This window comes from Shewanella frigidimarina (assembly GCF_003797125.1).
GTDB classification, from domain to species: Bacteria; Pseudomonadota; Gammaproteobacteria; order Enterobacterales; family Shewanellaceae; genus Shewanella; species Shewanella frigidimarina.
On record NZ_RKKE01000006.1, the window covers coordinates 119,040 to 130,615 of the forward strand.

Below are 11,576 nucleotides of genomic sequence, written 5' to 3' on the forward strand. Positions count from 1 at the left end.
AATTTTTATTCTATAGTCATACGATTAACTACTGGATAAAGGCTCAACTTTTTTACTTTATATTGATATTATCCGCAAAAAATTTTGCTTGTGGTTAAACGACTCCGCCCTGCAGTTTTTTAATTGCTTCGACTAAATAATCTCGTGAGCAACCGAAGTTCAAGCGAAAATAGTCTTTATCACCAAAGTCTCTGCCCGCTGATGGACCAACACCTTTGGCTTCACACCAGGCTTGCGTATCGGTGACTTGCAAACCGGTTGCATCAACCCAGAGTAAAAAAGTCGCCGCGGGTGAGATAGCTTTTAAACCGTCAATTTTGTTGATTTCAGTCACTAAATAATCGCGATTTTGAGTTAAATACGCCACTTGTTGTTGATGCCAGTTATCGCAATGCTTGAAGGCTGCATTAGTCGCCGTAAGACCCGTGACGGTTACCGATGGTAATCTGCCGCGGGCAGCATGGTTGAAAGCTGCTCTTAGTTTTTCGTTTGGAATAATAGCGAAAGACGTACCTAATCCAGCAATATTAAACGTTTTACTGGCTGCCATTAATGTTATTGAATGCTCAGCCAACTCGGGGTGCGCACTGGCAGGTAAATGTGGCACGTCATCTAAAATGAGATCGCAGTGAATTTCATCCGAACACAGCATCACGCCATGTTTTCTGCATATTGCTGCAATTTTGTCTAGCTCGTCTTGGTTTAAGACTGAACCAAGCGGATTCATTGGATTACACATAATAAATAAGCTGGCTTTAGGATCCGCGGCAGCCTCTTCTAAGGCATTAAAATCGAGTGTCCAGCGACCCTCCACTTCTATCGATCCTATACAAGTTCGGTTGAGATTATTAATTGCAGGTGCCGCCAATATCGGAGGATAATTGGGTGTTTGTACAATAATCGTGTCTCCTGCTTGGCAATAGGCTTGAATAGCCACATTGAACGCAGGCACCACACCCGGAGTCCAGACGAGCCAACTAGGATCAATCTTCCAGTTATACTGACGTTGACACCACGCGACTACGGCCTCATTGGCATCGGTATCGTGAGCCGGACAGGTATAACCGAGTAAGCCGTCATCAATGCGCTGATGTAAAGCGGATAAGATAGGCTCAGCACAGCGAAACTCAGTATCTGCAATCCACATAGGCAGTATATCTGTACCTTTGTATTTTTCCCATTTATGGGCTTTCGATGATGTGCGATCGGGTTTATCACTGAAGTTCATTGCGGATCCTTCGATTATTAATTAAGCCGTTTGCATAAAACCGCTAATGTAGATTGTTACTGGCAACTTTGGTTTAGATTAAAACACAATAACAATAACCCAAGAACTTGTTAATATTAACTACTTTATTTGACTGGGATATTTCATAAAAGGGTATTTTTAATAGGCACCCCTTTATTTAAAAAACATACTCTGTATAAATCGGTATTAACTGATGCAATGTCTCATTGAGGAGCAAAAACACCATAACATTATCTGAGTCGGGTCTATATGTGTAAACATGCTTCTACATTCTGTAGTTGATAACGCCAAGTGCTAAATAAGAACTCGGAGTTCAAAGTCCTATGTTTCTCCCAATAAAGTGGAACCCAGACTCTTAATTAAAATAGTCAATTAATTTCAATTGGTGGCAGAGCTTTACATCTTCAAAATCTGCAATTACGAACTAAGATTGGCTTTATTCCTGAAGTTGAAAAAGTCGATAATTATGAACTGATTTCATTAGGTGCACAGATCTCACTGTTAAATCGCTGCTCTGTAAATATCAGGGCATTAATACCGCTTGTAGCGGTAAGTGAATCGCATCAAAAGTAACGATAAAAATAAGAATGTTGTACAGAAAACTAAGGCCCCAAAGCCTTCGGTGAGCAGAGTATTATCTTGACTCACCGGGAGCGTCCATATGTGGCCATGCTATTGGTTCCTAAATTTGTCATTGAGCAGGTATTTTTAAACAATCACAACATCGACGCTAGGTTTACTTCGTTAGACACTCACCCATAATGAGCTGCCAGCCTAGGTCTGAAACAGCAAAGCCCGCACTGCGGGCTTTGGAATCACTCTATTCACTGACTAAGTATTTTTAACCATGAGTGTCTCGTTTAAATGCCGCCAAAAGTTCCTAAAAGTCCGTGACTTTATACTTATCTCGCAATTCATATAAGGTCATAAAATTGGCTTCTTCTGACTGTTCAAGTGGCAACACAACACAACTTCCCCCTATACAGATCCCAATACTATTAGTACTTTCTCCCAAGTAAATGGCATCAAGTGCGTTGATACTCTCTAGCGAATAAAACAATTCAGGAGTGGTATCACAAAATGAACCTAACATACTTATGAAAACTTGAGATTTAGTTTCAAGTTCTTTTTCTCTTGATTGATCCAGCCACAAATCACAATCCATAGTAAACTCTTTTAAAGGAAGACCAACCGCCGAATACACAGATAAATAATTATCAGCTTGCCAACGTGAAGACATACCAATGAGATATTCACCGTTTGTTGTCCATGTTAACGCTAGGAATCTTGGTGACTTATCTTTAACTGTAAGAGTCAAATTGTCATTATGACTATAATACAATTCAAGATATGACACATCTTTTAAATCTTTCAGGTCTTTATCGTAATATCTATAGTGACTATGTAATGCGAGCTTATTCTGGCTCTTAGCATATACAGATACTTTGCCGCTATAATCCAGCAATTGATCAGCCTGAGAAATAAAAGCCGAAAAACTAAATGGTGAGTTAACTTCTTCAATAACATAATCATCTATGTCGTATGTATTTATCGTCTCTATCGAAGTATGCTTATCTAATTAATTATTGCCTATTCCATTGTAATTGAAGGAGATATTTTTAAATAATGTATCTAGAGATGTATGATCATTTTTAGAGCGCAGTATCAGTATTTTTCGATTTTCGAAGTGAAATTTAAAATGGTTGTTATCTGCCAGAACAGCACTACAAGTCTGCATTAATCCATCATCGAATTGGCTTATAATCTTATTTTTTCTAGCGATATTTTTGGTCAACATCCAAGCATTGATATATGAGTAAATAGCTGGTTCAGCGCAATAATATTGACCGTCATACGTAATGGTATGGCCGATATCAGTATTAAGCATTTTTACTTGATGCTGATCACAGACTAGCCCTTGATTAAACCATGCATTCGCCACCGTTTTACTATTTTCACTATGATTAATTAACCAGTTACTGGCTGATAATGAATGACCGAATTGGTTATTTTTCAACGCAATTAATGACATGTCACTAAGTGCTTTCTCATTTTTAGGGTTAATGCTCAATGCCTTGATTAAATACTCATAAGCATCTTGTACTTTACCCTGTTGATAAGCTGCTATAGCCGATTTTATTTGATCTTTTTCAACTTTATCTAATTGTTGTGAACTTGGAGGCGTAAGCCACTGTTGTACAGTTAACTTACTTTCTTGAGGAATATGACTATTTATCTCAGCTGATGCTTTATCGGTATAACGATAGAACCAATCCAATGGTGATTCTTCTGTCATTGGGTAATTATTATGGTTCTCAGCTTTCATATAAGTTGCAGCACCATTGTCTATTAATAACTTAATAAAATCAGGAGAAGCATACCTTACGGCATAATGAAGAGCCGTCATTTTGAAGGTGCTTAACGCGTAATAACAAGTATCATCTGGTATTGTGGTATTCGCGACTGTATTAGCCCCGTGTTGAATAAGCAACTTGGCGGACTCTAATAAATTATATTGCGCCGTGTACATCAAAGGTGTTTTACCAAATGCATTACTGTGATTGGGACTAATGCCCTGTTGCAATAGATATTCTAGTACTTCAGGTTGGTCAATCGCTAAGTTTAAAATACTTTCTTGTGCCTCTTGCGAATAATAAGCTTTTGCGATGCTGTCGATATCACTAGCAATAAACTCAATTTTTTTTATGGTATCTAATGATTGTTTGGTAATGATTGCATTTCTTAGATTGAACTCACCTGCGGAAAATTCAGGGTTATACATATAGAACCCAAAACCTGCACTAATTGCTGATGTTAATGCAAGCTCAGCCATTTCATCGGATTGTTGTTTATGCCAATGATTCGCCTGTTGATAAAATTGCGAAAGCGATTTTATCGAGATAGCTAACTGATGTTTATAGCCATTAAATGCTTTTTGCTCAGCGAAACCAGTTAATGACCACCTTTCTAAATCGGTTATCATTTTAGAATAATTACCGTGACTATTCTCACTTTCTCTAACTTCGCCCCCCATTGCCCAGGGGCGAGTTAACGTTAAACTCAGTTGATGTTTAATGGCATTGTCCCAACGCCAACGAGTATTCATTCGTCCACAAGAACCACCGTTTCCTTGACTTAAAGCCAGAGTAGATTGATACAAATCATCAAAACTTTTCATCGCGCTGAAATAACTATGCTCTTTGTTGAAAGGCACTTCTGCTGCTGTTAAGTTTATTTCGCAAGCTGGTGCCCATGTAGCGTTTGGGCTAAGACGATAAACGAATAGCAGGCCTATATCAGCGCCATAATGTCCTAAAACAAACATATACGGTATATTAGTGCCCGACTGGGCATATGTGTAACCATAGCTCATTGCAGGTGGTGCATTTGTGGCTAAAGTTCCTATTTGCTCAGCGGTTAGCTCAGTGAATGGTGAAGTAGACACTAGCGATTGCTGCCTCTCACACGCTCCACTGCAACCATTGTGCAAATAATTATAAAGATAGAAGTCTTTATCGTAAGCATGCAGGCTTGTTAAAGAGTCTCCTCCTAATATTGTCCAATCTAGTATTTCTCCAGTATTTACATAGCCATGCCCTCTAACGCCATAAGCTGCGCCCCAATCGATATCTGAGTAGAATTTTGATTGTGCATCTTCCAACAAGGATTGACATGCAGGGTCATTATCTGTGATTAAACTCGGCTTATTCCAAGCTGAGGTTACTTTTACAAAAGGCGTTTTCTCAGAAGATAAAGAGTGACAAGAAAAAACAATTAAGCAGAGGGTTAATAAGCAACGTAACATTAATATCATCCATAATATTCAATACAACCAATTGGATGTCATCCTAAAGATGATAAACAGTAATAACAATCTTTATTTTCAAATAGATAGCATATGCATTGACACATAGACTTTGGGTTTTAGCTAATAAAATTAATCGTGACACCTGCAGTTAATCTGTAATTCATGATGGTACTTTATCGTATTGGTATTGGATCTTGAAGATGGATATAGCTTGCGTGTAATGCGGGTTTTGAATCTCTATTTCCCCCCCAAAAAAAGGCCTTAAATTTGTCGATTTGGCATTTGGTCTTGTATCTTGAAGAGGGATAGCGATCTTTTATAAAGAGGAACCCAGGGCTTAAATCTCTATTTTTCGCCCAAATAAAAAGGCCTTATCTTTCGATAAGGCCTTTTTATTTGAATGTGGCGGAGGGATAGGGATTTGAACCCAAGAAATCAGCCACAAAATAAAATTAAAATTCATTATAATCAATAACTAATCGTAAAATCACATCTCAGATAGTGAACATTCGTAGTTGATATATGACATTTAAATATTTATTGAGTAGGTTGTCAATGATTAACGCCCAAATTTAGCGCGGAAAGCCACGCAGCGGGTTGACGTCGCAGCCAGCGCCTTTTGCTGGTGATAAAATTTTTTTGTTATATTTCAAATCTACGAAGCTTAAACTCAAAATCATCGTCAACCCTGATACGCTTAACCAGATTTGATCTATCAGGCCGATATTTTCTCCAATCCCATTCGCCATCTAAGAGTACAATATTAACTAGTCCAAATTTTTTCATATCAGCTTTAGAGTAATCAAAACCAACAGTTCCTTTACCAAAAAAGCCCAGAGTGGAGTCCAAGAAATTAAATTTAGACTGGCCGTAAGTAGCTAGTAGGTTATCGACTGCGATATCTGCGTAAAAATCAGTTTCCTTTTTACGCATTAAAGTTATGTAAGTGTTGAAAGCTTCACGGTGCTCTTGATCGACATGCCAATTGGATTGCCAAGCGCTACCATGCCATATCAGAATCGAGTCTTTTCTTAAGTACTTCGTATTGGCAGCTGGTAATACATAGTTAGCACAAGAAGAAGCGCATACTCTTGTGACCTCAACATCCAAATTATTATCTCTAACCCACTGACCTAAATTCATTCCGGCACCAATCTCACCGCCCTGGCTCGAAATAATCAGTCGGTTTGGCTTGAATTCAGCAGCCCTAAACAATGAAAAAATCACATTATTTGATGTTTCAGTTATTTCACCTTGATAAATCAGGTTTCCATCTTCTATACCAACAAAAACTTCAGGATTATGGCGGCTTTCACTAGCATCTTTTAAACTGGTACAGCCAACAACCAGAAAAGAAAAAACTAAAACTAAATGCTTCACTAATCCTCCTTGAAATATAACGAGACTGTAGAATAACTCTAACAGCCAAATTCAATTAAAAAACGAGCTCCTGAAATCAATCCTAAACCCTTTTAAAACACTAGGTAATGCATTTGGAACCCATAATAAAGGCTGTTTTTCTGTAAAATGAGTAATTCTACAGCCTCAACAGCTTATTAAAGGGCCAAATAAATTTAAAGTCGGCCGTTTAAGTTATTGATTAATATCATCCTACATTTGCTATCTTATTGAAGTAAAGCAATTAATTGTGCCTAACAGACAAAAACAAACCGAGGTTGCGCTTAAAGTAGAGTTTGTGGTCACCGCCAGAAAAATTAAAGGCATTAATATCAGATGATTACGATTTTTCTATTTTTAATACGATACAACTAAAGAACGATTTTAAATCGTTTTTTAGCGTAAATCGATGAAATCCCATTATAACTGTACATAAAAACAGTGCGTACCACATAAAAGTGTACATATTGATTTTATCTTTCACGCTTTTGACTTTTTCACATGCGCAGCATGTGGCTGTTGGGGTTAAGGGGTTCTCCCCTTGCCCGTAGATCCTATCCGACCTTTTGGAACAAAAGTGGGATAGGAGCGTACCGGGTTACGTTGTAGTCCCACATAATTGTGGGCTGCTTTTGCTTCGCACTCACTGAGTGCGAAGCGGTTTAAGTTGCACTCTTTACGTGAGAAGTTACGCGAAATTAACGCAAAAAAAGTGAAAGTTCGATTTCTCAGCAAGATTTATTATCGTTTTACGCCCATAGGATTTGATAAGTGCTGCTGATAAATGATGCCGCTGATAGGTTTCATCATTTCTCAGGCTGATTATTGGTTCTGTGAGAGCAAATTTTGGCGTATAAAGTCACTCAGGATTTACTGACTGTTGTCATGATTAACGCTCTACAGTTGATCTTTTCAGCAAAAATCCTCTCATATAATCCCACTTCTTATACTGGTAGAAATAAATTCAATGTGTAACTGACTTTATCCACCACTGGTTTGAGTGTTTTTACATCATATTGCTTGCCGTATCGTCCATAGGTGATGTTGTGATAAACGTGCCCGACGATTTGTGCCACCATCGACTCTTCTATTTGCAGTTGCTTAAGCTCATCAATAAAGGTGTGACGGAATGAATAGGCTGTTGGTCGCTTACCTGCGATAAAGTTAAGTTGGTCGAGTAATTTGCCAAATTCACGGCAGAACTTATGTGACCAAACGCCATCACTACTAGGTTGGTAATGAAATAACGGGCTGTATTTAAAATAACTTCTTTTTGATGTTCGGTCAGTCATGATTTGGACGAAATCAATAAAACCGAGCTCAATCAATTTTTGATGTAACGGAACGGTTCGTTTTGACTGTGCAGTCTTGAGCTGTTGGCTCGTGCCTTCATTGGTCACGTGAATGACGCTGATACCATCGATTACGGTTATATCATTACTGTGTAGTTGACAAGCCTCTGAAGGTCGTAAACCGTGATACAGCATCAATAGTGTTATCCATTTAAAGTCAGGGTGTTTATCAATAAAGTCTTGTGATTGCAGTACGTATTTTAGTTGCTCTGGTTGCCAGCGTTGACGCGCTAAATCATGCCCAGTTTGATTACTTGGCTTTGACAGTTTTACTTCATCAAACGGGTTGGCGGTGGTGTAGCGCATTAGTTTGCACCATTTAAAGAATTGCGACACCGCCGCTAAGTAATCTTTATTACTTTTATGGCTTCGACCTTCTTCGAGCAAACAATCCTTGTATTCCATCGCCTCAGCGCTAGTGATGTCGAATACATCATCTAGGTGAGTTCTTTCAATAAAGTGGCCTATACGTTGATTAAGCTGCTTTACCGTTAACACTGAGACAGACTGCTTTTGTTTAGAAGCAATAAATTTAATTAGTGCATCCGTTAATGTGACGTTAGCGACTGAATTTGTTTGTTTTTTACTATCCGAACTTTTTGAGAATGCCAAGTTTGTTGGTAAGGGATAATTGTCATATGTCGCACTATTATGTGCTAATTTCGTTGGCCGAGTGGGAATAAACTGAATGATTTCCCGCACTGGCTTAGCCTTATCATCAAGCGTATCAGTTACCCCAATAAAGCCTGCACGGGCATCATTAATCAATTGATTAACCTGTGTTTTAAACACATCTGGCATTGATTGTGGTGTTAAGTTGCTGATTAATGGCCGTAAGATACCCGCAACGACAAGATTACGGCCTATCGCGATTGAGCGCTGTTTAGTGAGCAAAGATACTTTGATGTCGGCAGCGAAGCCTTTATCACGCAGATAAGCAGGCAACACCATGCGGGTGTAATAGGTACAATTTGTGGCTCTGAATAGGTACATATGTCTCAGTCATCCGTTTTGGGTCTGAGAATATGATTTTTCAAATGCTAGAAAGCAAAAAAGCCATTGATTATCAATGGCTTTTTCACTTTAGAATGTGGCGGAGGGATAGGGATTTGAACCCTAGAACGGGATAAACCGTTGCCGGTTTTCAAGACCGGTGCATTCGACCACTCTGCCATCCCTCCGAGCGGGCGAATAATATGACAATGACTGTTTTGTGTAAAGGGTAAATTGCAAATAATTTGTTAAGTGGTGATTAAACACTCAAGTTAACTGTAATTGGTGTATCGATATGGATTATTCGCTAACAGCTAAGCCTCTATAATGAGGATGAACACAATATGTGGCTTGAAGTGTTCTTAAACGAGCTCAACGGCAGTTGAATTGTGCTAATCAACTTAAGCTGACCATTTTTGTCATTTAAAATGTGATTAAACAGCTGATAGCGGCGACTTTGCTTGATTTGATTAGGCTTAATGTTTACCTTTACTGCAAGTAATTTTGCCAATGCCAAGGATAGCGAGATGCTTTCAGAACAAGCATTCGAAATGATAGATATTGTTGCCCGTGTGGGCAGTTTTACCGCAGCAGCCAATAAATTGAATAAAGTACCGTCTGCGGTGAGTTATGCCATTAAACAGATTGAAGATGACTTAGGGGTGATATTATTTGAGCGTCACCATCGCAGTGTTAGTTTGACGCCAGCGGGTGAGCATTTTGTCGCGCAGTCGCGCGAGATAATGACCAAGCTTAATAACATTAAACGAGATACCCAGAAAGTGGCTAACGGTTGGCGCCCTTCTTTATCTATTGCGATTGACAATATGGTTCGTGCGGACAAAATCAGTGGTTTAATTGCTGATTTTTATCGCCACTTTACTGATATTGAATTGATTATTCGCTTAGAAGTTTATAATGGCGTGTGGGAAGCATTGTCGACGGGCAAAAGCGATATCGCTATAGGAGCAACCTCAAGTATTCCTGTGGGTGGCACTTTTAAGTCACGCGATATGGGAATGATTCAGTGGTCTTTTTTAGTGGGTAAAAATCATCCGTTAGCTAAAGCTGAACATGCGTTAACAGACGATGAATTATTACAATATCCGTCAATTTGCTTGCAAGATACAGCTCATAATATTGCCCACAGACCAAATTGGTTGTTAAATAATCAGCGTAGAATTGTGGTACCTGATTGGATAAGAGCAATAAATTGTTTTAGAGAAGGCTTAGGCGTGGGTTACATGCCATATCATTTGGCTGATATTTTTATTAAAGCTGGCGCGCTAATAGAAAAACAACTCGCCACCCCAAAGCAAGACACAGCCTGCTGTTTAGCCTGGAATAATGCCAATATGACGCCTGCTATGCAGTGGGTGTTAGATCACCTCGGCGACACCGAGAAACTAAAAAAAGAGTGGCTTAGCTAAGCCACTTTTGCAAAATAAGTTTTTGTTAATAACATTACTTATACAAACGTTTATGTTAAATTAGCGACTATTAAGATGATGTTTGTTATGAATTAATTTTTGTTTAATGTACATTGCTTACGCTATACAAAAGGATTTAGCTTCAGAGTGAAATATTTTTTTGTGAAAGATATTTTTCTCGTTGAGCAAATCATTGAGTTAACACCTGGAGACGATAATGAATCAACAATCAGTTATATCACCTAGTCTATCGACTACTGATGTCAACAAAATGCTAAAAAACACTTATATGTTGCTGGCAATGACATTGGCATTTTCTGCAGTAACTGCAGGTTTAGCCATGGCAATCAACCTTGGGCCGATGATGTCATTAGGCTTATCGCTTGGTAGCTTAGTGTTATTATTCGTGACCCTTAAAAAAGCCGACAGTGCTGCTGCTATATTTTGGGTGTTTGCCTTTACCGGTATGCAAGGCGCGTCGCTCGGTTACATTCTTAACCATTATGCTGGTATGGCAAATGGCCCTGGCTTAATTATGCAGGCATTAGGGTTAACCTCTATCATTTTCGTATCGCTTTCAGCTTATGCGTTAACCACTAAGAAAGACTTCTCATTTATGGGCGGTTTCTTATTTGCGGGTTTATTAGTAATGATCGGTGCTATGGTCATTAACATATTCGTTGGTAGCTCAATATTATTTATGGCAATGAATGCAGGTATTGCGTTGCTAATGACTGGTTTCATTCTATATGACACTAGTCGTATCGTGAATGGCGGCGAAACAAACTACGTTCGTGCGACTATTTCATTGTACTTAGATTTTTTGAACTTGTTCATAAGCCTACTACATTTAATGGGTATTGGCAGCGACGACTAATCGTCGATAGAGTTCATCAGCAAATTACGTTAAAATGACCCTACATTAGGGTCATTTTTTTTATAATGAGCAAATTCATCATTCAAGTAAACGGCAGCGTTTATGGCTCTACAGCCAGTTTTCGCGCGTTATCATTTTGCCAAAGCGCATTAGCTAATGGCCACCAAATTATCAACGTCTTTTTCTATCAAGATGGCGTAACCAATAGTAATGCTCTCACCTGTCCTGCATCTGACGAAATTGATATGCATTCCAATTGGCAATCATTGTCATCAAAACATTCAATACCGCTAACCAATTGTGTGTCTGCTGCGCTGCGTCGTGGTGTGTTATCACCACAAGATGCTACAGAGAATGGTAAACCACAATGGAATAGCAGTGACGCCTTTACCATGGGCGGTTTGGGTGAATTAGTGGTCGGTATTGAACAAGCTGACAGGTTGATTAGCTTTTAACGTATTAGTGGAAA

The 11,576-nt window shown here is 38.8% G+C and carries 8 protein-coding genes and 1 tRNA gene; 3 read left to right on the top strand and 6 right to left on the bottom strand.

Features of this window, described 5'->3' with window-relative positions:
* Positions 1-94: 94 nt before the first annotated feature.
* From EGC86_RS16615 to EGC86_RS16640, 6 genes are all read right to left on the bottom strand, one after another.
* Positions 95-1,228, bottom strand: coding sequence for a MalY/PatB family protein (locus tag EGC86_RS16615; protein ID WP_123778284.1), 1,134 nt, complete (start codon positions 1,226-1,228; stop codon positions 95-97).
* Positions 1,229-2,129: 901 nt separating this feature from the next.
* Entirely contained in the window at positions 2,130-2,714 is a 585-nt protein-coding gene (locus EGC86_RS16620; protein ID WP_123778285.1) for a hypothetical protein, read from the bottom strand.
* 114 nt (positions 2,715-2,828) lie between these two features.
* Positions 2,829-5,063: an ankyrin repeat domain-containing protein gene (locus EGC86_RS16625; RefSeq protein ID WP_123778286.1), complete on the bottom strand. Its 2,235-nt coding sequence runs from the start codon at positions 5,061-5,063 to the stop codon at positions 2,829-2,831.
* A 636-nt stretch (positions 5,064-5,699) separates the two neighbouring features.
* Positions 5,700-6,437, bottom strand: a complete 738-nt coding sequence (locus EGC86_RS16630; protein WP_165872441.1) for a hypothetical protein — start codon at positions 6,435-6,437, stop codon at positions 5,700-5,702.
* A gap of 962 nt (positions 6,438-7,399) precedes the next feature.
* The gene (locus tag EGC86_RS16635) at positions 7,400-8,800 is read right to left on the bottom strand and encodes a site-specific integrase (RefSeq protein WP_123778287.1); all 1,401 of its coding nucleotides are present in this window, start codon (positions 8,798-8,800) and stop codon (positions 7,400-7,402) included.
* A gap of 98 nt (positions 8,801-8,898) precedes the next feature.
* Positions 8,899-8,988: transfer RNA gene (locus EGC86_RS16640), tRNA-Ser, on the bottom strand.
* A 339-nt stretch (positions 8,989-9,327) separates the two neighbouring features.
* Here EGC86_RS16640 and punR point away from each other — a divergent pair.
* The 3 genes from punR to tusD all read left to right on the top strand — a co-directional run bounded on the left by punR (position 9,328) and on the right by tusD (position 11,562).
* Positions 9,328-10,230, top strand: a complete 903-nt coding sequence (punR, locus tag EGC86_RS16645; RefSeq protein ID WP_059746694.1) for a DNA-binding transcriptional activator PunR — start codon at positions 9,328-9,330, stop codon at positions 10,228-10,230.
* A 217-nt stretch (positions 10,231-10,447) separates the two neighbouring features.
* Positions 10,448-11,107 carry a Bax inhibitor-1/YccA family protein gene (locus tag EGC86_RS16650; RefSeq protein ID WP_123778288.1) on the top strand — a complete coding sequence of 220 codons (660 nt, stop codon included), beginning with the start codon at positions 10,448-10,450 and terminating at the stop codon, positions 11,105-11,107.
* Between the two features lie 65 nt (positions 11,108-11,172).
* The gene (gene tusD, locus EGC86_RS16655; protein WP_123778289.1) at positions 11,173-11,562 is read left to right on the top strand and encodes a sulfurtransferase complex subunit TusD; all 390 of its coding nucleotides are present in this window, start codon (positions 11,173-11,175) and stop codon (positions 11,560-11,562) included.
* The last annotated feature ends 14 nt before the right edge of the window (positions 11,563-11,576 follow it).

Bases quoted from the DNA above. Each gene is read 5' to 3' on its own strand.
- EGC86_RS16615 (WP_123778284.1), bottom strand. From the start codon at position 1,228: ATGAACTTCAGTGATAAACCCGATCGCACATCATCGAAAGCCCATAAA.
- tusD (WP_123778289.1), top strand. From the start codon at position 11,173: ATGAGCAAATTCATCATTCAAGTAAACGGCAGCGTTTATGGCTCTACA.
- EGC86_RS16625 (WP_123778286.1), bottom strand. From the start codon at position 5,063: ATGATATTAATGTTACGTTGCTTATTAACCCTCTGCTTAATTGTTTTT.
- EGC86_RS16635 (WP_123778287.1), bottom strand. From the start codon at position 8,800: ATGTACCTATTCAGAGCCACAAATTGTACCTATTACACCCGCATGGTG.
- EGC86_RS16650 (WP_123778288.1), top strand. From the start codon at position 10,448: ATGAATCAACAATCAGTTATATCACCTAGTCTATCGACTACTGATGTC.
- punR (WP_059746694.1), top strand. From the start codon at position 9,328: ATGCTTTCAGAACAAGCATTCGAAATGATAGATATTGTTGCCCGTGTG.